Source organism: Shewanella violacea DSS12 (genome assembly GCF_000091325.1).
GTDB classification, from domain to species: domain Bacteria; phylum Pseudomonadota; class Gammaproteobacteria; order Enterobacterales; family Shewanellaceae; genus Shewanella; species Shewanella violacea.
The window spans coordinates 3,554,729-3,580,057 of sequence record NC_014012.1 but is presented as its reverse complement, the minus strand read 5'-3'; the positions used below and the strand labels follow the sequence as shown (position 1 = coordinate 3,580,057).

Annotated in this window: 17 protein-coding genes, 3 tRNA genes and 1 pseudogene; 17 read left to right on the top strand and 4 right to left on the bottom strand. The window is 45.3% G+C overall.

What is annotated here, in order from left to right; translation table 11 throughout:
• The first annotated feature begins 14 nt into the window (after positions 1-14).
• The 7 genes from SVI_RS14880 to SVI_RS14850 all read left to right on the top strand — a co-directional run bounded on the left by SVI_RS14880 (position 15) and on the right by SVI_RS14850 (position 4,970).
• Positions 15-91 (top strand) — tRNA-Arg (locus tag SVI_RS14880).
• An 83-nt stretch (positions 92-174) separates the two neighbouring features.
• Positions 175-251, top strand: a tRNA-Arg gene (locus SVI_RS14875).
• Positions 252-273: 22 nt separating this feature from the next.
• Positions 274-365: transfer RNA gene (locus tag SVI_RS14870), tRNA-Ser, on the top strand.
• A gap of 495 nt (positions 366-860) precedes the next feature.
• Positions 861-1,106 (top strand): OadG family protein, encoded by a 246-nt coding sequence (locus SVI_RS14865; RefSeq protein ID WP_013052429.1) that lies wholly within the window; start codon positions 861-863, stop codon positions 1,104-1,106.
• A gap of 21 nt (positions 1,107-1,127) precedes the next feature.
• Positions 1,128-2,918: a sodium-extruding oxaloacetate decarboxylase subunit alpha gene (gene oadA / locus SVI_RS14860; protein WP_013052428.1), complete on the top strand. Its 1,791-nt coding sequence runs from the start codon at positions 1,128-1,130 to the stop codon at positions 2,916-2,918.
• An 8-nt stretch (positions 2,919-2,926) separates the two neighbouring features.
• Positions 2,927-4,057 carry a sodium ion-translocating decarboxylase subunit beta gene (locus tag SVI_RS14855; RefSeq protein WP_013052427.1) on the top strand — a complete coding sequence of 377 codons (1,131 nt, stop codon included), beginning with the start codon at positions 2,927-2,929 and terminating at the stop codon, positions 4,055-4,057.
• 304 nt (positions 4,058-4,361) lie between these two features.
• Entirely contained in the window at positions 4,362-4,970 is a 609-nt protein-coding gene (locus SVI_RS14850; protein ID WP_041419997.1) for a hypothetical protein, read from the top strand.
• Positions 4,971-5,143: 173 nt separating this feature from the next.
• On the opposite strand, the gene SVI_RS14845 is transcribed toward SVI_RS14850, so the two are convergent.
• From SVI_RS14845 to SVI_RS14835, 3 genes and pseudogenes are all read right to left on the bottom strand, one after another.
• Positions 5,144-5,479: a PBPRA1643 family SWIM/SEC-C metal-binding motif protein gene (locus tag SVI_RS14845; protein ID WP_013052424.1), complete on the bottom strand. Its 336-nt coding sequence runs from the start codon at positions 5,477-5,479 to the stop codon at positions 5,144-5,146.
• Positions 5,480-5,648: 169 nt separating this feature from the next.
• A pseudogene (locus SVI_RS14840) lies at positions 5,649-5,835 on the bottom strand (hypothetical protein).
• Positions 5,836-5,964: 129 nt separating this feature from the next.
• Positions 5,965-7,221: a dicarboxylate/amino acid:cation symporter gene (locus SVI_RS14835; protein ID WP_013052423.1), complete on the bottom strand. Its 1,257-nt coding sequence runs from the start codon at positions 7,219-7,221 to the stop codon at positions 5,965-5,967.
• A 260-nt stretch (positions 7,222-7,481) separates the two neighbouring features.
• On the opposite strand from SVI_RS14835, the gene SVI_RS14830 reads away from it, so the two are divergent.
• The 10 genes from SVI_RS14830 (at position 7,482) to SVI_RS14785 (ending at position 23,117) form a co-directional block, all read left to right on the top strand.
• Positions 7,482-7,904, top strand: a complete 423-nt coding sequence (locus SVI_RS14830) for a YqaA family protein (protein ID WP_013052422.1) — start codon at positions 7,482-7,484, stop codon at positions 7,902-7,904.
• 520 nt (positions 7,905-8,424) lie between these two features.
• Positions 8,425-11,259 (top strand): M16 family metallopeptidase, encoded by a 2,835-nt coding sequence (locus SVI_RS14825; RefSeq protein ID WP_013052421.1) that lies wholly within the window; start codon positions 8,425-8,427, stop codon positions 11,257-11,259.
• A gap of 121 nt (positions 11,260-11,380) precedes the next feature.
• Complete coding sequence (gshA, locus tag SVI_RS14820) at positions 11,381-13,063, top strand: glutamate--cysteine ligase (RefSeq protein WP_049791111.1); 1,683 nt, start codon at positions 11,381-11,383, stop codon at positions 13,061-13,063.
• Positions 13,064-13,165: 102 nt separating this feature from the next.
• Positions 13,166-13,588, top strand: coding sequence for a hypothetical protein (locus tag SVI_RS14815; RefSeq protein ID WP_013052419.1), 423 nt, complete (start codon positions 13,166-13,168; stop codon positions 13,586-13,588).
• 136 nt (positions 13,589-13,724) lie between these two features.
• Positions 13,725-14,342 (top strand): transglycosylase SLT domain-containing protein, encoded by a 618-nt coding sequence (locus SVI_RS14810; RefSeq protein ID WP_041419996.1) that lies wholly within the window; start codon positions 13,725-13,727, stop codon positions 14,340-14,342.
• A 573-nt stretch (positions 14,343-14,915) separates the two neighbouring features.
• Positions 14,916-15,425, top strand: a complete 510-nt coding sequence (gene purE / locus SVI_RS14805) for a 5-(carboxyamino)imidazole ribonucleotide mutase (protein WP_013052416.1) — start codon at positions 14,916-14,918, stop codon at positions 15,423-15,425.
• Positions 15,426-15,615: 190 nt separating this feature from the next.
• Positions 15,616-17,685, top strand: coding sequence for a vWA domain-containing protein (locus SVI_RS14800; RefSeq protein WP_013052415.1), 2,070 nt, complete (start codon positions 15,616-15,618; stop codon positions 17,683-17,685).
• A 67-nt stretch (positions 17,686-17,752) separates the two neighbouring features.
• Positions 17,753-18,367, top strand: coding sequence for a sigma-70 family RNA polymerase sigma factor (locus tag SVI_RS14795; RefSeq protein ID WP_013052414.1), 615 nt, complete (start codon positions 17,753-17,755; stop codon positions 18,365-18,367).
• Entirely contained in the window at positions 18,357-19,454 is a 1,098-nt protein-coding gene (locus SVI_RS14790; protein WP_013052413.1) for a hypothetical protein, read from the top strand. Before SVI_RS14795 ends, SVI_RS14790 begins: the two co-directional genes overlap by 11 nt.
• A gap of 378 nt (positions 19,455-19,832) precedes the next feature.
• Positions 19,833-23,117, top strand: coding sequence for a S41 family peptidase (locus tag SVI_RS14785; RefSeq protein ID WP_013052412.1), 3,285 nt, complete (start codon positions 19,833-19,835; stop codon positions 23,115-23,117).
• Positions 23,118-23,433: 316 nt separating this feature from the next.
• Here SVI_RS14785 and SVI_RS14780 read toward each other — a convergent pair whose 3' ends face one another.
• On the bottom strand, positions 23,434-25,200 hold the full coding sequence (locus SVI_RS14780) for an amidohydrolase (protein ID WP_049791109.1): 1,767 nt from the start codon (positions 25,198-25,200) through the stop codon (positions 23,434-23,436).
• Between the last annotated feature and the right edge of the window lie 129 nt (positions 25,201-25,329).

Sequence of the window (25,329 nt, the reverse complement as noted above, 5' to 3'; positions counted from 1 at the left end):
AAAGTTTTATTTGTGCGGATGTAGCTCAGCTGGATAGAGTACCTGGCTACGAACCAGGCGGTCGGAGGTTCGACTCCTCCCATCCGCACCATATTAAATGTCTAGTTGATTTATCGACTGGAATAATTAATTTTTCATTCTTGTTTGATTGATAAATTAAGTAAAACGAGATTTGCGGATGTAGCTCAGCTGGATAGAGTACCTGGCTACGAACCAGGCGGTCGGAGGTTCGACTCCTCCCATCCGCACCATTTACTCGTTTGTGTGATTTTCGGAGAGGTGGCCGAGTGGCCGAAGGCGCTCCCCTGCTAAGGGAGTATGGGCTTTAAATCCCATCGAGGGTTCGAATCCCTCCTTCTCCGCCATTACAAATAAACCCGTAGACACTGTCTACGGGTTTTTTTGTGCCTATAATTCCTCTCTATTATCCTTCTACATTGCTTATTTTGACTCTTAAGTGCATATGTTCTCACTTTCAGCTGTTTTTGTTGTTTTTTCTACATTCACTTTCTGATCACATTCATCCACTTTAACTATTGTTTTCGTTAATCGGTTAATTGATTGTGTAATCATCATTTTTTCAATCATATTATTGTTGAATCGTAACCTCTTTGGGTTTTATTTAATTACATTGGTATGACCAATTTACAAGTATCTAGCTATTTTGTTATAAATTGGTTACTATTTTTATCGTTAAACTCATTTAATGCTTATTTAGGCGGCTTTCCTCATCTTTTTAGTAATAAAGAAACAGCCCAGAAGTGAATAGATAGTTGAAATTATAATATTTGTATTCGTTTTTTCTAGTTTAAGTAGAGATGCCGCGATCCATGTAAGATTCTGTTAATACTGAGGATGATATGAACTCGATACCTGAGCAAATTACCCAAGCCGTAGGCATCATGTTTTTAGGTATGGGCCTAGTCTTTGTATTTCTGATCGTACTTATCTTGTGCATTAAATTGGTGGCAATGAAATTTGCTCCTTTGCCCCAAGAAAAAGCAACAAGGACGACAGAGAATGAAAGTACCCAGGATGGAGGGGTGGACCCAAAAATTGTCGCGGTGATCACTGCGGCTATCCACCAATATCGCGCTAAAGCATAATAATATTAGTAGGGAGTTTTTATGAGCAATCCACTTGCATTAACTGATGTTGTCTTAAGAGATGCACATCAATCAATTCTCGCCACCCGCCTTCGTCTGGAGGATATGCTCCCCATAGCATCCAAACTAGATAAGGTTGGTTTTTGGTCTCTGGAGTCATGGGGAGGTGCGACGTTTGACTCCTGTATTCGTTATCTTGGTGAAGATCCCTGGGAGCGTTTGCGTGAGCTAAAGAAGGCGATGCCAAATACCCCTCAACAGATGCTGTTAAGGGGACAGAATTTACTCGGTTATCGTCACTATGCCGATGATCTTGTGTATAAGTTTGTCGAGAGAGCCCATACAAACGGTGTCGACGTGTTTCGAATATTCGATGCCATGAATGATGTTCGTAACCTGGAAACATCGGTGAAGGCGGTTGTCGAAGTTGGTGGACACGCTCAGGGAACCATTTCCTATACTACGAGCCCAGTGCATAGTTTAGATACTTGGGTCGACATGGCGAAACGTCTGGAAGACATGGGTTGTCATTCACTGTGTATTAAAGACATGGCCGGCCTATTAAAACCTTACGATGCCTTCGATTTGATAAGCCAAATAAAATCTCAGACAGATCTACTGGTCTCGATGCAGTGTCATGCTACAACCGGACTCAGTACAGCAACTTACCTTAAAGCCATCGAAGCCGGTATCGACGTGCTCGACACCGCAGTGTCTTCCATGAGCCAGACTTATGGTCATAGTGCCACCGAAACCTTAGTGGCCATGCTAGAGGGGACTGACAGGGCTACGGGATACGATATGGCCTTGCTAGAAGAGATTGCCGCCTACTTCAGGGTCATACGTAAGAAATATGCGCAGTTTGAAGGTGAGCTCAAAGGCATTGACTCTCGCATCCTCAGGGCTCAGGTTCCCGGCGGTATGCTAACGAACATGGAGAGCCAGCTCAAAGAGCAGGGCGCTGGTGACAAGTTAGATCTAGTGCTAGAAGAGATACCTAAGGTTAGGCAAGATCTTGGCTATCTGCCATTAGTGACGCCGACCTCACAAATAGTCGGCACTCAAGCGGTTATCAATATATTGACTGGCGAGCGCTACAAGTCGATGACGAAAGAGACCGAAGGTGTGTTAAAAGGTGAGTATGGCGCCACTCCAGCTCCAGTTAATGCCGAGCTACAAGCGCGCGTGCTTAAAGGGGAGAAAGCGATAACCTGTCGCCCTGCGGATTTATTGCTACCTGAGCTAGATAGGCTTAGTGCCGAATTATACCAGAAGGCCGATGCACAAGGGCTTGAACTCGCTATTGAGCCTATCGATGATGTACTGACCTATGCACTATTCCCGCAAATTGGCCTTAAATTTATCAAGAATCGTAATAATCCCGATGCATTTGAGCCCAAACCTGGGGAGAGTGTCACGGCTCCAGTTACGCCAACTGCTGCAGTATCAGATCGTGGTTCAGAGACTTACACTGTGAATGTTCAGGGGCAGAATTATGTGGTGGAGGTCACACCTGGTGGTGATATCAGTCAGATAGTTTCCAGTGAGAATGTGGTTCCTTTCGTGGCGCCAAAAGCGGTTCAAGCTGCAGCAGAGATTAAACTTGAGATGAATGCCCCTCTGTCTGGCAATATCTTCAAAGTGAATGTGGCTTTAGGGGATACGGTTCGAGAGGGAGATGTGGTGATCATCTTAGAAGCGATGAAGATGGAAACAGAAGTTCGCGCCGAAGCCGATGGGGTGATCAGCAAGGTATGGGTCAAAGAGGGTGACTCGGTCGCCGTCGGTCATCAATTACTTGGCATAGCTTAGGAGTCTCAATGGAAGGATTAATTGCTTTTTGGGCCGCATCGGGAATCGCTAATTTTACCCCAGGCCAAGTTTTTATGATGGCAGTCGGTGCCTTGTTGCTCTTTTTGGCGATAGTGAAGGGATTTGAGCCCCTGTTATTATTGCCGATAGGGTTCGGAGCTATCTTGGCCAATATTCCCAATGGTGGTTTCATCGATGAAGGAGGCTTACTGTTTCTTGCTTATCATGTGGGCATAGAAACCGGAGTGTTTCCTCTGCTTATCTTCATGGGCGTCGGTGCATTAACCGATTTTGGTGCATTAATCGCTAATCCTAAGATGTTATTGTTAGGCGCTGCGGCTCAGTTCGGTATTTTTGCTACCTTAATCGGCGCAATAGCGCTTAATTGGGTACCAGGTTTTGAATTTTCCATGAAAGATGCAGGCGCCATCGCGATCATAGGTGGTGCCGACGGTCCTACCGCCATCTTTTTAGCGTCTAAATTGGCGCCAGAGCTCTTGGGAGCCATTGCGGTGGCGGCATATTCTTATATGGCCTTGGTTCCTCTGATACAGCCACCTATCATGAGATTGTTAACCACTGAATCTGAGCGTCAGATAAAGATGGAGCAGCTACGTGAAGTGAGTAAGAAAGAGAAGATCATCTTTCCTCTCATGGTGCTTGGATTAACTATCTTGTTTCTGCCAGCAGCGACGCCTCTGGTAGGCATGTTCTGCCTCGGCAACTTGATGCGGGAATCCGGTGTGGTCGATAGATTATCGAACACGGCTCAAAATGAGCTTATCAACATAGTCACCATCTTCCTGGGTTTGGCTGTTGGCTCTAAGTTATCAGCCGATAAATTTCTTCAACTCGAGACCTTAGGCATCTTGGTACTTGGTGCGATAGCTTTCGCCATAGGTACGGCGACAGGCATCTTAATGGCTAAGTTAATGAGTAAGTTGTCAGGTGGTAAGATTAACCCTTTGATTGGCGCCGCAGGAGTCTCTGCAGTGCCAATGGCTGCAAGAGTAGTTAACAAGGTGGGGTTAGAAGCAAATCAACATAATTATCTCTTGATGCACGCCATGGGTCCTAATGTGGCCGGTGTACTGGGCTCTGCAGTCGCCGCCGGAGTATTGATAGCTGTACTCGGATAAATCATGAGTTTGCCTGAAGCCCATCTTTCGATGGGCTTTTTTATTTTTAAGCTATCAGTATCAGGTTAAGTCATAAGGCTAAATACCCATACTTTTACATTTCAGTCGGCCTCAATCCTATTTAATCAGTACTTCCATGGTTTTCTGTATAAACGAACGATTGAGTCAACTAGGCGGTTTAGGTGAGACAGATCACAAATAGAAACCAGACTAGTAAAAAACGGTCAGTTTAAACCTGTGCTGATTGAAGTCATAATTTGAACATTTTATAATCAAGTTACCATTCTTTTACATCGAACTAGATATGGATTTCTCAACAGATGAAGTGAATTTTTTCAAACAACTCTTTTGTGAAAGTCCCGCCGAGGCCAAGCCGGCTCAGTGTCATACAATCACAGTTCAAACCCAAATCCCAAATGGCTTAGTGGCTATCTTGAATCAATCAAATCTAACTCTGTTAGCACAAGGTCAAGATTATAAGTTATGGATACCCCTACAGCTTGAATTAGATGAATTTGGTGGCTTGAGGCCCAATTTAGGCACGCCAGAGGTGATTGATGCCAATGGTCGGGATAGGAGTTGGCGAGTCAATATGCCCCTAGATGTGACTCTCTGGGATCACGCAGACAAGTTACAGGTGAATATTTTATCTCTTTCTTCGACGGGACTCATGGTGAGTATGCAAGATGTTAGCTATCCCACAGAGAGCTTGTTTGGCAAGGTGTTAAACTTGCACCTTCCTAATGAGATTCTAGTCGAGCTGGAGTTGGAGCCTGTAAGAGTCGATAGTCATATTTTTGGGGCAAGGTTTAAGTGCTTAGGTCAGGGACAAGACTCCATCAGGAAGTTCCTGTTTAACCTTCATCGCAGCCGAAATGCGAACTTGTATCGAGACATAGGCTTGGAGCCTTAAATTAATCTGTATTGATCCTGATAAGCCTGGCTCTAAGGGATAAAAAATCTGGCTCGATTGCGAGTAAAATGGAATATAGCGGCTTTGATTGATAAAATTTGACGGCTAAAAATAAAGCCACTGTCTCAGAGAGTTCAGTAGCTTGAGTATGCATCCTTGAGCACTATGTTTGTTTAACCACAACACTTCTTATATTTCTTAGCGCTACCACAGGGGCAAGGCTCATTCCTGTTGGGCGTTTTCTCGATTCGAGCCGTCACAGGCTTGTTTAAGATGCCATCTAGTTCGATGATATCTTCAACCCCATCGGCATTAACTTCTATGTTTGCCAATAAGCCATGCTGCTCAAGAATAGCCTCGACCTCTAATTTACGCTCATCTGAAACCACAGTTAAATTCAGTGGATTTTGACTGGTGCCAGATTTCTGGGTGCGTTTAGTGTTAAAGCCATAGCTTTCGTGCTTAGGTTTTGGAGTTTTACGCCCCATAAAGAAAAACTTATCTGACATGATTTGTTCCAGAGTTAACGGTTAGAAATGGGATAAAGCAGATTTGTGTGAGCTTATACTATAAATGCGCCTAGATTTCCAATTAATCCCTATTCTATAGCGAATTAAGAACAGCATTGAGCTGCTAAAACTTAACGTTTAGTCCAATAGTATAATTTTAGTGCAGAGATTAGCTGCGAATATTTTGCTCAGCAGTAACCCAAAGTAGCAGTCCGAGTGAAAGGATAACAGTTGCGCTAATGGGCTATGATATAGATGAAACCTTTCTTTCCTTGCTTAATGGGTACACCGTTGAAATGCAAAAAAATAGTCCATAAGAGACAAAGGAAAATAGGGAGTAGAAAGACTTTTGCCATTGTGTATCCTTCTGTATTGCAAGTCAGATTTCTAGATGCGGTAAGTATAATACTATATGACTGATTTTGAACAGGCTATTCGAAAACAAGCCGCGAAAGCGGCTTGTTTTAACAGAGGGATTGGCAGACTTAACTTCTTGCTTCTTGCTCTAGGGGCTTATCTTCTGTGGCGTAGAACATCTTTTCATCTAGTTGTCCTTCAGACTTGCCAATTACCACAGCTGTCATCATATCGCCTGTCACATTGGTGCAGGTACGCATCATATCGATAATACGATCAATGGCGGCGATAAAGGCGATACCTTCTAAGGGTAAACCCACAACACCCAGAGTCACAGATAACATGACCATGGCACTTCCTGGAACACCTGCCGTGCCTACAGAGGCTACAGTTGCAGTCACAGCGATAAGCATGTAATCGGTCATATCTAAGTGGATGCCATAGATTTGAGCGATAAATATAGCTGCAATGGCCGGATAAATACCGCCACAGCCGTCCATGTTCATGGTTGCGCCAAGGGGCAATACGAAAGAGGCGTAGCGTTTCGAAACACCCATAGACTCAGTGCTGCGAGTACTGGCTGGCAGAGTACCGAAGCTGGAAGCTGTGGTAAATGCAACAATTTGTGCAGGCAGGGCTTTGCGGAAAAACTGGATCGGGCTAAGTTTGGCGACAAATTTAATCAAGCCACCATAGACTAAGGTGATATGGATAAAGGCTGCGATATAGATGGCTGCGATGAACTTTCCTAAGGGCAGTAAGGTAGACAGACCATATTCACCCACGACCCAGGCCATCAAGCCAAAGACACCGATAGGAGTCAGTTTCAAGACCATACGGGTCAGTTGAAACATCACCTCAGCACCAGCTTCGAAAGTGCGTTTTAATGGCTCGGCCTTCTCACCGACCTTGTTGATGGCTATGCCTATCAAGGCGGCAAATATGATGATTTGCAGTACCTTACCTTCGGCCAGAGAAGCAAATGGGTTAATTGGGATCATGTCCAGCAAGACTTGTGCAAAGCCGGGGACATTGCGCTCTCTGACTTCAGTAGCAACCAGATCCATGCTGCCGCCCATGTCGATAAGTGAACCTACGGTTAACCCTATCAAGGAGGCTAAGGTACCGGTAAACATAAACATGGCCAATGTTTTAAAGCTTAAACGCTTCAAGCTTACCTGTGAGCCTAGCGCTGTGATGCTAACAACGATGGCACAAAATACCAAAGGTGCCACTAGCATCTTAATTGCACCTATGAATAGGTCGCCTAGAGGTTTAAGTATCGTGGCTGATTCGCCAAAGATAACACCTATCATTGCCCCTAAAAAAAAGCCTGCTAAGACTTTTTGCCAAAAGGGGATCTGTTTAATGGTTTGCCACATCATGTAATTCCAAGTGATTTTTATTATTAAGGTTCAAAAAGCCTCGAACACTAGCTTAAGCTTTTAAGAAAAAATTAGATCAGACAATTATCCGATGTCGCATTGTATAGACAGAGTGACTTGCAAAACAAACCGATTTCGTTATAACTTATTGTGATAATTAAGTTTGTTTTAATAACTTTAAGGGTTAACACTTGAGTAACATGGCTTTTTATCTCTTGGTTTATCACAAAATATCACGCTTTTTCATTAGGTAAGCTTTTATGACAGAGTTATGCTTGATGTTTAGTGCGGCGTTTATTGCCGCAACCTTGTTACCAGGTGGATCAGAAGTTTTACTGGTAGCTTTATTAAATAATGACACTTCGAACTGGTTGGCCCTAGTTATCCTTGCCAGTGTGGGAAATACATTAGGATCGATAACCAGCTATTATCTTGGGACTTTAGGTCGTTTTGCCCGCAGTCCACAGGAGATGGCTAAAGGAAAATACAAGCGTTCTGTGGGCCTCATCGAAAAATATGGTTATTGGGCCTTATTGTTAGCCTGGATGCCGGTTATCGGTGACCTTTTGTGTTTATTAGCAGGCTGGATGAAACTTCCCTTACTCAAATCGACTCTGATAATCTTAGTCGGTAAGAGTGTGCGTTATTTATTAGTCGCAGGGCTGACCTTGCACTGGTTATAACATGGACCATGTGTAACTTTAATTTTTATGCTTGCCGGTCTCGTCCTGCTGGGTTTATAAACGATACAAGATGTAGCTTGAGTTTATTAGTTGCCAGTCTTGTAGGTCTCGCCTTGCACTGGTTATAACATGGACCATGTGTAGCTTTAATTTTTATGCTTGCCGGTCTCGTCCTGGTGGGTTTATAAACGATACAAGATGTAGCTTGAGTTTATTAGTTGCCAGTCTTGTCGGTTTCGCCCTGCAGGGGTTATAAACGACGCAAGATGTAACTTGAATTTTATTGGTTGTTGGTCTCGCCTTGCATGGGTTATAAATATTGACCATGTGTAGCTTGAATTTTATGAGTTGCCAGCTGGGGTTATAAACGGACTCATGTGTGGATTAATTTTTTATTCGTTGTCGGTCTTACCCCGCATTGGCTATAAATAGCCTGCTTATGCTTCAGCACTTATGGGCTGAGATAGCACTGGATTGGTTTTAATATAACTTCAGATAATTTGATATTAAGGATTTTAAATTGAAAAAATGGATATTAGCAGCAGCCATTTCCGCTGCCTTAGCGGGTTGTGCCAGTCAGGAGTCACCATCAAATCTTCCTTCGGGAGTGACGCTATTAGAAACGGTTAAGCTGGCCGAGTCTGAGATAGGCATTCCTTACAAGAAGTTCCAGCTTGCCAATGGACTCATAGTCATTCTCCATCAGGACAAGTCAGATCCATTAGTCCATGTGGATGTGACCTATCATGTGGGCTCAGCCAGAGAGTTTGAGGGCCGTTCGGGTTTTGCTCACTTGTTTGAGCACATGATGTTTCAGGGCTCGCAGCATGTTGGTGACGAGCAGCATTTTAAAACCGTCACCGAAGCAGGTGGTACGCTTAATGGCACCACCAATACCGACAGAACAAATTATTTCGAGACAGTGCCCAGTAACCAGCTAGAAAAAATGCTTTGGCTCGAGTCTGATCGTATGGGTTTTTTCCTGCCGGCCTTAACGGAAGAGAAGTTCGAAGTTCAGCGTGAGACAGTTAAGAACGAGAGAGCCCAGCGCATAGATAATCAGCCTTACGGGCGTATGGGGGAGAAATTTAATCAAGCTTTCTATCCTCAAACTCATCAGTACTCTTGGCCTGTCATAGGTTGGCCGGATGATCTGGAACGAGCCAGTCTCGATGATGTGAAGCACTTCTTCCAACGCTGGTATGGTCCCAACAATGCCACTCTTACCATAGGTGGTGATTTTGAAGAATTCCAGACCTTGGCTTGGGTTAACAAATATTTTGGTGAGATCCCCGCAGGTCCAGCAGTTAAATCAGCTGAGAAGCACTTAGTGACCTTAGACAAGACTCGCTATATCTCAATGGAAGATAAGGTTCATCTTCCCTTGCTACGCATCTCTTTTCCAACGGTTTACGCCCGCCATAAGGATGAGGCAGCCCTAGATCTACTGTCTAATATCTTAGGGGGTGGCAAGACCTCAATTTTTTACAAGAATCTAGTCAAAGATGGCTTCGCGGTTCAGGCTGGTGTGAGTCACCCTTGTCAGGAGTTGGCCTGTCAGTTCTCCATGTACGCCTTGGCAAATCCTGCCAAAGGAGGCAATTTAGCCGACATAGAGAAGCTAATGATGCAATCTATAGCCGAATTTGAGCTGCGCGGTGTTACCGATGACGACCTGAAAAAGGTCAAAGTGCAGTTCGAAGCCGGGACTGTTTTCGGTTTGCAGAGTGTCTCGGGCAAGGTTGCTACCTTAGCCTTTAACCAGACATTTTCCGGTAACCCAGACATGATCTCAGCGGATCTTAAGCGCTATGCCAGTGTGACTAAGGCCGATGTGATGCGTGTGTTTGAAAAGTATATTAAGAACAAACCTATGGTGGTCATGAGCGTGGTCCCCGAGGGACAAATGCAACTGATTGCCCACGAAGATACGTTCACGCCTCCAGCGTTATCTGTATCTACCACTGCGGTAGATGGTGTGGCTGCACATGAGCAAATCGTTTCAGACTTCGATCGCACAGTAATGCCAGATGTGGGAGCTGCACCTGTACTTAAAGTGCCAACATTGTGGACTGGAAAATTGGCTAATAATATCCAGGTCATGGGCACCGAGAGTGAGGAAACTCCAACGGTGGAGCTTATCATCTATCTTAATGGTGGCCATAGATTAGTGCCTGTCGAGGAGGCTGGGCTTGCGGGATTAACCGCTGCCATGCTCAATGAATCGAGTATGAAGCACAGCTCAGAAGAGCTTGCTCAAGCATTAGAGATGCTAGGCAGTAGCGTCAGCTTCGGTTCCAGTGCTTATCAGAGTTATGTGAAAGTCTCGAGTCTGACTTCTCACCTAGATGAGACTCTGGCAATCGTGGAGGAGCGTTTATTTGAGCCGGCCTTTAAGGCCGAAGATTTCGACCGACTCAAACAGCAGCAGTTGCAGAGCCTGCAGCACATGATGTCTGATCCTAACTTCTTGGCCAATACGGCCTTCGATAGTTTGATGTATGGCAGCCATAGTCCTTTGGGAGTGAGCGGTAGCGGTACATTAGAGTCAGTGTCTTCATTAACCTTAGATGATGTTAAAGCTTTCTATCAAAAGCAGTATCGAGCCGGCAATGCACAAATTATTGCGGTGAGTGATCTGAGTGAATCTGAAATTATGCTTAAGTTGGCTGGCCTTAGTCATTGGAAAGGCGAAGCGACTCCTCTGCCTAAATTGGCCGATTTACCTAAACTTCAGGGAGGCAAAATCTATATCTTAGATAAGCCCGGCGCGGCTCAATCTGTGATAAAAATTGGTAAGCGTGCGCTGCCCTATGATGCAACGGGAGAGTATTTTAAATCTTATCTGATGAATTATGCTTTAGGTGGTGCATTCAATAGCCGTATTAACCTTAATCTACGTGAAGATAAAGGATATACCTATGGTGCCCGTAGCTACTTTGCCGGTGGCATTGAACAGGGTGTTTTTAAAGCCCAAGCCAGTGTGCGAACGGATGTCACATCCAAGGCTTTGGTGGAATTCTTTAATGAGATAACCAAGTACAGCCAGTCGGGAATGACAGATGAAGAGGTGGCATTTATGCGAGCCTCAATTTCCCAAGGTAATGCACTGGATTATGAGACGCCCTATCAAAAAGCGGGCTTTATGCGCCGCATACAGCGTTATCAACTCGATGCAAGCTTCACCGAGCAACAGACCAAGATCACCAATTCAATCACCAAAGATGAATTGAATAAGCTGGCTAGAAAACAGTTAGATCTAAATAGTATGCTGGTATTGGTCGTGGGTGATAAAGCGTCAATCGAGGCGAATATTAAAGCACTCGGTTATCCAGTGGAAAATTTAGAGTTGTAATTGCTGAATTAGGCCATATATCTAGTAGTGAGTCGCGACATCTTGTTAGCACGGATGTCGCTGCTTTATGGCTTAGAAAAGATGACTTGCCTGAGGGAGTAAAGCGCCGTCGATTGTGTCAATGAAACAACATGCACAGTTAGCGGAACTGTTCCTGACAAGCCAAAATGATGACAAAAAATTAGAGAATAAAATATTGAACTCTTTCAATGCATTGATCGAACATCTCTCTGACTCTGAGGGGCGTAAAGCACTACAGGGGATGCAACGCGGCATCGAACGCGAAGCATTAAGAATAGGTGCTTCAGGCTCTCTGGCGACAGATGCTCATCCCATAGCACTAGGTGCTGCGCTCACACATTCCAGAATAACCACTGACTATAGTGAATCTCTGCTTGAATTTATCACTCCTGTTTTCAGCGATGTTGATGACCTGCTTGAAGATTTGACCTATACCCACGCATTTACGGTGCAAAACCTGCCTCAGCAAGGTCTATGGCCCGTGAGCATGCCCTGTTATGTCCCTGATGTGAACCAGATCCCTATTGCAAAATACGGTAGCTCAAATTCAGGGCAGATGAAGAGTTTATATCGTAAGGGACTCACCTATCGATACGGCGCTCAGATGCAGATTATTTCTGGGGTTCATTTTAACTTCTCCGTATCTCAGTCACTTTGGGATAACTTGTATCTTTTAAGCGATCAGCTGGGGTCAAAAACCGACTTTATTTCAGAGTCCTACCTAGGGCTCATTCGTAACTATCGGCGCCTGGTTTGGGTATTGCCTTATCTTTTTGGCGCTTCCCCGGCCTTGTGTAGTTCCTTCATAAAAGATCAGCAAACAGATATAGAGTTTGAAAAAATAGGCAAGGGGACTCTGTACCTTCCCTATGCAACCTCATTGAGAATGAGTGACCTTGGCTACACCAACAAGGAACAAGACAAATTAAGCATCAGCTATGATTCACTAGATAAGTTTCTAGAAGGAATGCAAAACGCCATCAATATGCCTTCGTCTAATTTTGAGAAAATAGGCGTTAAGGTCGATGGAGAGTTTAGACAGCTTAATGCTAATGTGCTGCAGATAGAGAATGAATTCTATTCACCAATCAGAGCAAAGCGAGTCACTCTCGATGGTGAGAAACCTTCACAGGCGTTGGCGCGAGCCGGAGTCGAATATATTGAAGTACGCGCCTTAGATGTTAATCCATACAGCGCGATAGGCATAGAAGCATCTCAAGTGCGCTTCTTAGATATGTTCCTTCTTTATTGCTTGTTGAGCGACTCTCCCTTATCCGCTGAGGACGAAGAAGCCGAAATATCCGCTAACTTGAATCGCGTCATTCTGGAAGGGCGCAAGCCGGGTCTAGAATTAAGCAATAATGGACATTCAGTCCTTATGACCGATTGGATGAAGCAGATTTTTTCATCTTTAAGCTCCATTGCCGAGCTGTTGGACAGTGATGGCGAAAATCATTACCGTCAGGCATTAGATACCTGGCTAGCCGCGGTCAAGAATCCTGATTTAACCCTGTCTGGAAGGGTGATGTCTAACTTGCAGGAGAGTCAAAGTGATCATGGTTTGTGGGTCAAGAGCTTAGCCAAGCAATATCATAAGATGTTGAGTGAATATGAGCTGCCCGAGCAGGTTAGCAGTCGATACCGACAGGCTGCGTTAGACTCCTTATCCAAGCAAGCTAAGATGGAAGCCGAGTCTACTCAGAGTTTTGAGGCATTTCTGGAAGATTACTTCCAAGATGAAACCCAGGTAAAATCAGTACCTAAGGTCGCTATCCCTTCATAAATAGTAAACCCACAGGCTAAAGGATTTTTAGCTTGTGGGTTTGATCTTGTGCGTCGACATTTAATGATGAATTAGATAAAACTTTTCCTTGAGAGTGAAGATTTGAAACCATTACTCCTTCTATGTTCCATGTTTATGTTACTTTCCGGCTGCGCCTCACAGTCAGATCGTGGTCTGGAATGTGGTGTCGTCTCAGGTTATCTCGACCCAGATTTGAGTCAAGACCTCTATAGAGCCGTCGTGACGCATTTAGACGGCAAGCCCGTCATCTCTAAACCGAATTACTACCTTTCTACAGGTGAACATACCTTTACCTTTGCTGAATTGATCAGTGCACCATCTCTGAAGGTTAAGTTAGCCGCCAGGATGCCTAAAGACCTAGTGATCAGAGTCGAGGCTAATCGCAGATATCATTTTGCCGCTAAATTTAATACCAATAAAAATTATCGTGGCAATGACTCTAAATTTTGGCAACCGGTTATTTGGCTTGAAGAAGCCCATGAGTGTGAATTACCAGTGAACTAACCTGTAATAAAAGGTTAATGCCGGACACTTTTCAACAAGGTTAATTGCTTCTTTTATCTAAGGATGTGACACTAACGTTTTGATTAATCCCACGACTTATTAAGTCCAGTCTGCATTACACATGGTATCCGCACATATGAAAGGATTTTCGGTTTTAACAGCAGCTTTTTTAGCATTATTACTTTCAGGTTGCGCCACGGCTCCGCCGGAAAATCCTGAAAACCTGTGTTCCATCTACCAGGAGAATCGCGACTGGTATAGCGCCGCACAGAAAACTCAAGAAAAGTGGGGCGTACCTGTTCATGTCCCCCTGGCCATGATGTATCAGGAGAGCTCCTTTAAGCACAATGCTGCGCCACCTATGCAGTATTTTCTCGGCTTCATTCCCATTGGACGTGCCAGTGATGCCTACGGCTATGCCCAGGCTAAGACCATGACTTGGGATGATTATGTCAAAGAGACTGGTAATTATTGGTCTAGTCGCAGTGATTTCGATGACGCCATGGATTTTATGGGCTGGTTTATCTATAAAACCAATAAAATTAATGGGGTCTCTAAGTGGGATGCTAGGAATCAGTATCTGAACTATCACGAAGGCTGGGGCGGCTATAAGCGCAAGAGTTATAACCAAAAAGCCTGGTTGGTAAAAGTGGCCGATAAAGTGGATGCCAGATCTAGACGCTACGCAGCACAATACCAGACCTGTAAAAAAGATCTCGACTCCTCTTGGCTATGGCGTTTATTTTTTGGCTAAGACAGTTGCCGAACCCAGAGTTTGGCACAGTTTGGCATAATGCAGGCACAGCCTGAAAATATAGCCTGAGATATTAAACTCATAGTTCGACATAAAAATGGCTTGTGTAATTCGGTTACAGAAGCCATTTTTTTAAGCTCATTTTTTATCGTTACTTTTCGTCTTTCAGGTAGATCTTTTGAGCCGGGATCCAGTGACCTCTGCTATTAGAAAATGTCATAGAAGCTCATAACTTCATTGTTACCTAACGCTTCCCAGCAGGGCAGGCGGCTAATAACAGCTAAGTTAACGTATTCAGTCAATCAAATAACTAATCCAGCCAAATAAGTTCATTAAAAGGATACTTAGAACTTGTTATCTGACGACACAATTGTTTGCTACACACAATTGTTTGCTACACACAATTGTGTTTTTGTTATTAGTCAGTAGGCATTAGTTATTTGCAGTGAGGATCAAGCTGGGTGATAATTAGGGACAGGTTTGGGGGAGCCATTTACTCCAAGTGTATTATTTCATTATAATACACCGATAATTATAACTAATTCTAAGCTATACCCTACATAAGGATTAAAAATGAGCAAACCATTCGTTGCTGTCTTGATGGGATCTGATTCTGATTTACCCACTATGCAAGTTACCCTAGAGGTGCTTAAGGGCTTTGGTATTCGATTCGAAGCTAAGGTGACTTCGGCTCACCGTACTCCCGCTGCGACTCACGCCTATGTGCATGATGCAGAAGAACGCGGTTGTAAGGTGTTCATTTGTGCCGCCGGTCTGGCTGCCCACTTGGCCGGTGCTGTTGCCGGTATAACAACCCGTCCAGTGATTGGAGTCCCTGTGGACTGTGGTCCACTTCAAGGTCATGATGCTCTTCTATCTACTGTGATGATGCCTGGCGGCGTACCTGTTGCCACTGTGGCTATCGGCAGCGCTGGTGCCAAAAATGCGGGTTACTTAGCGGCACAAATGCTAGCCGTGGGTGATGACGATTTGGCCATAGCGGTAAAAGAGGAACGTGCTAAGTCAGCTGCTGCAGTTGAAGCTAAAGATGCTAAGTTGCAAGAGAAATTGGCTAACTTCTAAGCCTATCAGCAAGCGCTGAGCGCTTGCTGATATAGTTTGACTAAACGTCACTGAGTCTCAAGGCTGAGTGGCGTTTTTTTATGTTTATAAATCGGTTTATAAATCGGTTCGTTTCTCTATCTTATCTAAAATAACCCTTTTAGCTTTTGTCTGCGTTTATAAGATTATTAACAGATAAAAGGACAGGGTCATGGCTTATTCAAAAGCAGAACCAGCTCAAGATTCAACATCTCACTGTGCAGTTTACTTCCCTTCGAAACTGAAAAGTGTGCAAGGGTTTGGATTATCACTCATCTCGGTTTCGCTATTATTGGCCTTGACGGCTTGCGGTGAACAGCAAACTGCTGCAGAAAAAGAGCGTGAATCTGTGGCTAAGCAAGAGATTACCGAAGCTAGAGATGTCGAGCTTAAAACGTCTGAAGGCAACGCCCCACAGAGCCTGCCGATGAGGGTGCAAGCCAATGATGCCATGATTGAGCATAGAACATTGGCCGAGCAAGCCATCTCAGATGATAAATCTGCCGACATGTCTATTGATGTATCGAGTCGCTCCTATGAGGCTGGTAAGCAGGCGAGTGAGCGCATGATTAAGATGAAATCTTTGAGCCGCAATCATATCATGGGGCAGATGAGTGCTCCGGGTTTACCAGCGTTTAGAGAAGCGAGCAGTAGCGATAATTTTAAGCGCCAGACAGCCAATGGCATCATGGTGGCGGGGGAAATTCCGGTATCTACTTTCTCAATCGATACCGATACCGGCAGCTATACCACACTGAGACGTTGGATAAATCAGGGACGCTTGCCAGAGAAGGGTACGGTTAGAGTCGAGGAGATGATCAATTATTTTAATTATCAATATTCTACTCCCTCTACAGTCGAGCAGCCATTCAGTGTCAATACCGAGCTGGCACCGTCTCCTTACAATGACCATAAGATGTTGCTCAGGATTGGTCTCAAGGGATATGAAGTCGATAAGTCCCAGCTGGGAGCAAGCAACTTAGTCTTCCTGCTCGATGTCTCCGGCTCGATGAATTCGCGAGATAAGCTGCCACTGCTAAAGACATCATTAAAGATGTTATCCCAGCAACTGAGTGAGCAAGATCATGTCTCCATCGTTGTCTATGCTGGCGCATCGGGTGTGGTGCTCGACGGGGTAAAAGGCAATGACATTTATGCAATCAACCAGGCATTGAATAATCTTAAGGCCGGGGGCTCGACCAATGGAGGCGCCGGGATCCAGCAGGCCTATGGACTCGCCCAGAAACATTTCATTCAAGGTGGTGTCAATCGGGTGATCTTGGCTACCGATGGTGATTTTAATGTGGGCACGACAGACCATCAGGCCTTGATGGACCTGATAGCTAGCAAACGTGACCAAGGTATAGCACTAACGACCTTAGGGTTTGGCCAAGGAAACTATAACGATCACCTGATGGAGCAACTTGCCGATAAGGGCAATGGTCATTATGCCTACATAGATACCCTCAATGAGGCGCGTAAGGTGCTGGTGGATGAGCTGAGTTCGACCCTATTGACCATAGCCAAAGATGTGAAGATTCAAGTGGAGTTTAATCCGGCAATTGTCTCCGAATATCGTTTAATAGGTTATGAAAATCGAACCCTCAATCGTGAAGACTTTAATAATGATAAGGTCGATGCGGGCGAGATAGGCGCGGGCCACAGGGTCACAGCTCTCTATGAGATAAGCTATGTCGATAGCCCGAATCAGGCCAACGACAAGCTCAGATATGGTTATGATGCTGCCACAGGTGTGGAAAAATACAGCCGGGATGAGATAGCCTTTCTCAAGTTGAGATATAAACCTATAGGGGAAGATACCAGCCGTTTGATCTCATATGCTATCAAACGGAACTCAGGGATTAACACCTTAGCTCAGGCAAGCGATGATTATAGATTTTCCGCCGCGGTAGCCGGACTCGGTCAATTGATTAATCACAATCTCTATACCCATGATCTGAGCTATTCCAAGATGATCGAACTGGCTAAATCTGCAATGGGCCAAGATGCGTTTGGTTATCGTCATGAGTTTGTGCAGCTCGCTAAAACTGCTCGCCTTTTGGCTGGGCAAGAGGCTGTTGTTGAAGGTGAAAACATCTCTAGGGTCATTATTCCCAAGGATCTCATGCCTAAACCTTTGCTGGAGGTTCAACCAAAATACATAGCGCCTCACATAAAATCTGCCGAATATCAGCTTGAGATAGACAAAGGTGTTCAGGGGGTGCAAACTTTCCGTGACTAGTTTATCTATAGTCTCTCTTTCGATAGGTTTAGGATCGAAGGAAGAGGCGTTTCAGCAGGAGAGGTGTGTGGCACAAGCGTTAGGGCAAGATAAAGCGACAGAGACGGAAATAGATCAGTGTTTAATGCTGAACTATGCCAAAGGAGACACCTCGGCATTTGAAACTCTCTATCTAAAACATAAGGGTGGCTTGTATCGTTATTTTGTCCGCCAGATAGGGGATAAACAGCTTGCAGAAGACCTCTATCAGGAGACGTGGGGGCGGATCATCAAATCCGCATCCAGCTATCAGGCCGATGCTAAATTTACTACCTGGCTCTATCGGATAGCGCATAACTTGCTTATCGATCACGTCAGGGCGGTAAAACCTGTGGATCTGTTTAGCGAAACATTCGCCGAAGAGCAAGACGGCGAAGCGTTTCTTCCCAGTGATCAGATGTCACCGGACAGGGCGATGGAAGATAGTGCCAAGGCTAACCTGCTTAAACGTTGCATAGCATTATTGCCTACGGTGCAGAAAGAAGCCTTGTTATTGAATATGGAGGCGGGCTTTACCGCCGGTGCCATTGCAGACATAGTCGGCGTGACGCTCGAAGCGACCAAGAGTCGTATTCGCTATGCAAACCAAGGTCTGAAAGCCTGTGTGATGAATAAGTGGCAGGAGGTTCAAAATGAAAGATGATCAACACCATAAGCCTGCTACAGAGCAAGCTGAGGAATTCGATATTGAGCTGCAGACTTGGTATAAGTTGCAGGCCAAAGAGGAACCTAGCAGAGAACTCGATGAAACCATTATAAAAATGGCCAAAGAGTCGAGCGCCGTGAGTAATAAAGTTTCAACTGAAAACAGTCAGCATAAGGCGCAATTGACCGGTGATAAACGTGCTGACAACGTGGTGAGAGTGGATAAAAGTTTTTGGCGAAACAATAGATGGGCATTGTCATCGGCGGCTTCCGTGATGCTGGTGGTCACTGTGATCATGTTAAATCCTCATAGCTCTCAAATAAGTTTATCCGATGATATCCCCATGATGATGGAGATGATTGAGCCTAGACTGGCTGATGCAGTCGATGACGATATTTTTGAAGCTAGTCACAGTGCCAATATGAAGAGTGAGTCATTAGGCTCAGATTATAGTGCAAGCTTTGAAGCTAGTAACAGTGACAGTATGAAGAGTGAATCATTAGGCTCAGGTGTTAGCGATGGTGCAAGATTTGAAGGTAATATTGAAGGTAATAAAAGTGCCAATATGAAGAGTGCACTCAGGCAAGCACCAAGAGCGCAGAGCGCCGCTATGCCAGCATCGGCTCCGAAGTTTACTGGGGCTGACGAGGCGAAAATGAAGCAGGCGGGTGAAGTCTATCGCACTGAATATCGCAATGGTCATGGCACTGAACACAGTGCTAAGCTAGGCGCCGAGGCTCCGAGTAAACTGACATTGCCGAACAAGACGTCAGATGAGCAGACATCATCAAGCCATGCTTCATCAAACGATGTTTCATCAAACTATGCTTCACCAAATCAAGCTTCATTAAAAAGTGCGCTATCAAGTAATGGCTTACCTAATAAGAGTGTGCCACAACGAGAGGCCGTAGTGAGTGCCAAACAGGCATTGAATCATCTGCAACATTTAATCGATTCGAAGCAGTGGGCTGAGGCTGAGAAGCTAGCTACCAAGATTGCCAAGCAATATCCTCGTCTCAAAGAGGTTGAGCATCCTCAGCATCAAAGGTGGAATGAGTTTAAGGCTGAAATAATCGAACACTAGCTGGCAGTAGTCGTTCAGCATATTCCATTCCTCTGTGATTTAAGAGGATAAAGGCAGTTATCCATATGATAGCTGCCTTTTTTTGTGGGTATCTTTCTGTTTGTGCGAACGTCCCATCCCCCATGTGATTTAAGAGGATAAGTATTAGTGAGGATAAAGACAGATTTCGATATGTTAGCTGTCTTGACTAGTTCGCATACTTGCTAATCATTTCAGTTCATCACATGCCATTTCCTCTGTTATTTAACCGGCTAGCTGTGGTTACTCGCTTGTACACACTTGCTAATGATTTGGGTGCTAGTTTTTACTGTTTGATTGATAAAAGTTTGCTACCTTGTTTACCTTGGAAATTATATTAATAATAAATACGAGTTAATCATGAAACTTCGCTTTTCTGTTGCCTGTACCTTGATAGCGCTTGGCAGCCTTAGTTCTTTGTCGGCTTTTTCAGCAGATACCATTCATCCTGGTTATTTTCGCGCCCCAGCACTGAGCGGTAATACCTTAGTGTTTACCGCCGAGGGCGATCTCTGGACCAAGAAACTCGATCAGGTCCAGGCGCAAAGGTTGACCAGTTTACCGGCACAAGAGTTAGGGGCTAGTGTATCGAAAGATGGCAACTGGGTAGCCTATGTGGCTAACTACGAAGGCAGTAGCGAAGTTTATGTTATCCCTATCACAGGTGGTCAGGCAAAGAGGATCAGTTTCGAAAATAGCCGAGTGCGAGTTCAGGGCTGGACGGCGGATGGTCAGGTCTTGTATGGCACGGATAATGCCTTAGGTCCTGCCAACTATTGGGTGCTCAGAAGTGTTAACCCTGAGACCTTAGAGACTCAAGACCTGCCTCTTGCCGATGCCATCGAAGGCACTATCGATGATAAAGGCGAGTATCTGTATTTCACTCGTTTTGGCTTACAGGCTACCGGTGACAACGCCAAGGTTTATCGCGGCGGTGCTAAAGGTGAGCTTTGGCGTTTCAAATTGGGTTCTAAGGTCGAAGCTCAGCGCTTAACATCGGATCATACCGGCTCAGTGCGCCAACCTATGCTCTGGGATAATCGCCTCTATTTCATCAGTGACAGCGATGGCAATGACAATATCTGGTCGATGACATTAGCTGGCAAAGATTTTAAGCAGCATACTCAATTTACCGATTGGCAGGTACGCGGTGCACGCATAGATAATGGTCGCATAGTGTTTCAGCAGGGCGCCGATATTAAGCTCTATGATATCGCAGCCAATAGCAGCCACACATTAGATATCAAGCTAGTGTCAGATTTTCCACAGCGCCGTGAACATTGGGTCAACGACCCGATGAAATATGCCACTTCGACTCGTCTTTCACCTTCTGGGAATAAGGTCGTGATAACGGCAAGAAGTCATGTGGCCGTAGCGGGCACTGATGGTTCACGTCTGGTGGAAATCGCACTCCCTGGTAACAGTCGCATCCGCAATGCTGTGATGAGTCCTGATGGGAAATGGGTCTATGGCATCAGCGATGCCTCCGGTGAACAAGAGATCTGGCGCTTCCCCGCCGATGGTGGCAATGGTGCTAAACAGTTAACCGATAATGGACATACCTTGCGTATGTCGCTCAGTGTGTCACCAGATGGAAGATACATTGCCAGTGATGATTATGACGGTAACATCTGGTTACTGGATCTGAGAAATAATCGACACAAGAAGATCATCACCCGAGGTGAGGGGCTGGGCCCTTATGCCGATATTGTCTGGTCCGGTGACAGTCGATTTATGGCTTTAACTAAGTCAGAAATCGGTAAATCCAGACCAAAAATAGTGCTTTACTCGTTAGCTAAACAGCGTGCTGAGACCCTGACCAGTGACAAGTATGAATCATATTCCCCCGCGTTTAGTACCGATGGTAACTGGCTCTATTTCCTCTCCGATAGGCAGTTTAATTCTACACCTACCTCGCCCTGGGGCGATCGTAATTTAGGCCCCATGTTCGACAAACGCAGTCAAATATTTGCCTTGGCACTAGATAAAAATGCCAGGTTTGCTTTTCAAAAACCTAATGAATTACTTAAGCCTGAAGCTGATGATAAAGACAAAAAATCATCGAATAAGGTGACAGTCGACTGGAGTGGCCTGAGCCAGAGACTGTGGCAGGTCCCAGTCCCATCTGGTAACTATTCAGCATTGACGGCGAACAAGGATGGCCTCTATTTTCTTGACCGCGCCGTTACTCGTGGCAGTAAGCCCAGCCTGAAACGGCTGAAATACGATCCTCTAAGCCCTAAAGTAGAAACATTTGCTAAAGATGTTGCCAGTTACAGCTTGTCGGCAGCGGGTGATAAGTTATTTCTTCGCCAGTCTAATCATGGCGGCAAAGATATGCTCATTGTCGATGCCGGTGATAAATTGCCTAAAGAACTGACCAATGCCAAGGTGCAAATACAACAATGGCAGCTGGCCATAGAGCCAAGGCTTGAATGGCAACAGATGTTTGAAGATGCCTGGTTAATGCACAGAGACTCTTTCTACGATAAGAAGATGCGTGGCCTAGACTGGCAGGCGACCAAGGCGAAATACCAGCCTATGGTTGATAGACTCACGGATAGACACGAACTCAACGATCTGTTTAAGCAGATGATGGGAGAGCTAGACTCTCTTCACTCTCAGGTTCGCGGTGGCGATCTGGATAAAGATAAGCAGATGGCTAAAGCCGCCAGTTTAGGTGCGCGTCTCGAGCAGACGAAAGCCGGGGTTAAGATCACTCATATTTATCAGAATGATCCCGAGTTACCCGCTCAAGCAGCGCCACTGGCTAAGGTGAGTGTCGATGCCGAAGTAGGGGACATAATCGTAGCCATCAATGGCAAGAAGGTAACCAATGTTGCCGATGTGACCCATTTCCTGAGAAATCAGGCGAAGAAGCAGGTATTACTCCAACTTAAACGTGGCAATAAACAGCATAAAACCATAGTCAAGCCAGTGACGATTCGCAGTGATGCCAAGCTTAGATACTTAGACTGGGTTAACCATAACGGCATTAAGGTGAGTGACACGAGTGAAGGTAAAATTGGTTACCTGCACCTCTATGCCATGGGCAGTGGTGATATTGCCAGCTTCGCCCGTGAGTTTTACGCCAACTATGAGAAAGAAGGTTTGATCATAGATGTGCGTCGTAATCGTGGCGGTAATATCGACAGCTGGATCATCGAAAAATTACTGCGCCGTACTTGGGCATTTTGGCAACCGACTCGTGGCACACCAAATGCGAATATGCAGCAGACTTTCCGTGGCCATTTGGTTGTCTTGACCGATGAGCTCACCTATTCAGATGGTGAGACCTTCTCTGCCGGCATCAAGGCCCTAGGCATAGCGCCTCTTATCGGTAAACAGACTGCGGGGGCGGGTGTCTGGCTGTCGGGACGCAACTCATTGACGGACAAAGGTATGGCACGCGTCGCCGAGTATCCTCAATATGCTATGGACGGTCGTTGGATCCTCGAAGGCCGGGGAGTGAGCCCAGATATTGAGGTGGATAACTTACCCTATGCCACCTTTACCGGCCACGACGCTCAGCTTGAGAAGGCTATTTCATACCTTAAAGATGAGCTGGTGCAGAAGCCTATAAAGCCACTAAAGGCATTGCCGCTGCCAGGAAAAGGCATGGCCGATGACATTAGTAGTAAGTAATAATTGAGTAATTAAGGGATCGTTAAATAAAATTAATTAGTTAAAGATATATGGATAATGCATATTGATGCTTATCCAAGATCTTTTTTATGACAGGCATGGCTTATGTCTGTTTCGGTTCTCTCACCAAGGCCGAAATTTTTAGGAGGTTATCAGCCAAGCAGTTCCCAGGCTGGTAGCTTCCGATTTTCTTTTCTCTGCTATTTCTCTCTTCATTTCAGTCTTAAGCATGTCTAAATTGACTTGATTGGTATTATTGAGCAGAGCGCTCATATCCTACGCTCTACTCTTTACTGATTAGCCCTAGTGATTAAGGCTATTTAGCCTCATAGATAAGCTTATCTTGTTTAATGGTCTCCATGACCCGAATGTCCTTTACCTTGTCCATACTGTCGCCGGCAGCGACTGTGATGGGGTTCTTATCTAAGATCACAAAATCTGCCAGTAGCCCAGGTTTTATCATTCCTTTGCGATCCTCTTCAAACACCTGATAAGCGGGGCCTGTTGTCAAACCTTGCAGTGCCGTGTAAGCATCCACTCTTTGCTCTGCACCGATGACTTGTCCAGTCCTTGAAGTTCGTGACATGGCTGTCCACATGACGAACATAGGGTCTAGCGGGGTGACATTAAAGTCGGTGTGATTGGAGTAAATTAGGCCAAGTTCGGTGGCGGACTTTATCGGGCTGATGAAGTTGGCAGCTTCTTTGCCTATGTTCTTGATATGCACATCTCCCCAGAAGAAGGTGTGGTTAGTGAAGTATGAAGGCGTCATGCCTAGATCTTTATATTTTTGTAGATGCTCGGGGCGTTGGAACTGTGAATGTATGACTGTGGTTCTTCTGTCGTCTTTGGCGGTGATCCCCGCTTTTTCCACCGCAGTTATCACCTCATCTATGGTCGCGTCGCCGTTGGCGTGGACGAACACTTGAATCTTGTTATCCAGCGCTCTCTTCACCAGAGTATCGAACTCTGCTTCTGGTAAGGTGGGTTCACCTTTCCAGTTTTCCTGTCCGTCGGGTCCACCTGTGAGGTAGGGATGACTCACATAGGCCGTTTTTCCTTGAGGCGAACCATCTTGAACAAACTTTACTCCTTGGAATTTTAGTTTATTGGTATATTCGCCGAAGGGGAACTCAGGCTTGTTGAGCCATTCATCCATCTCGAGGAAAAGTGGCAGGGAGACGATATCCAGATAGATCTTTCCTTTTGCGGCCGCTTCTTGCAAGAAGCGCATGTCTTTGACATGGGTCGCTCCCTCTTGTGCATGAGTGTAACCTTCGCTGGCATACATCTGTTGCGCCTGGTCCATCAGGGCGAACATGTCTGATTTACTCGGTTGGGGCATCTTGGAAAACACAGGTAGATAAGCGGTTTCCATCAATAATCCAGCTGGCTCTTGTGAGCCTTCTACCCTAGCGATGACGCCGCCTGGTGGTGTAGGCGTCGATGCATCTATGCCAGCCCATTCAAAGGCCTTAGAGTTGAGTACGGCACCATGGCCTGAAACATGGATGATCATGACCTTATGATTAGGAAGCGCCGCATCCAGATCGGTTTTTAGTACATGGCGCTGCTCAGCAAGTCCTTCATTATCATAGCCCCAGCCTACTACCCATTCTCCTTCGGGGATTTTATTGTCTTGCTGATATTGTTTGAGCTTAGCCTGTAGGCTAGGAATATCTGTGATTTTCCCAACAGGGGGCAAGGCGACATTGACCTGTTTAACCATCTGCAGAGCGAACATGAAGTGACCATGGGGATCGATAAACCCTGGCAACATGGTCTTGCCATTAAGGTCTATGACGCGAGTCGAATCTCCCTTAAATTGGCTGATACTTTCCAGGGAACCAACCGCTTGAATTTTACCATTACGCACAGTAACGGCTTCGACATAGTTAGGCTTATCACCATCCATGGTGAGTATTTCGCCATTCTTATACAAGGTATCGGCAAATAGCACAGCTTTTGAGGGCATGGCTTGTTTATCTGCCGAGTTAGTCTGTGTAACTGTTTTTTGTCCACAAGCCGATAAACTGAGTCCTAGCATGACGGCAAATAGGGTAGGGAGCTTTAAATTCATCATCTTTGATCCGTGATTTATTAAATTGGCTAGAAATTTCTCATGTCCATTCTCTTTTTACAAGTGATTTACGAGTGATTTACAAGTGAGTTAACCAGCAATGTTTACGCATGACTCTTTGTGGGGAGCTGG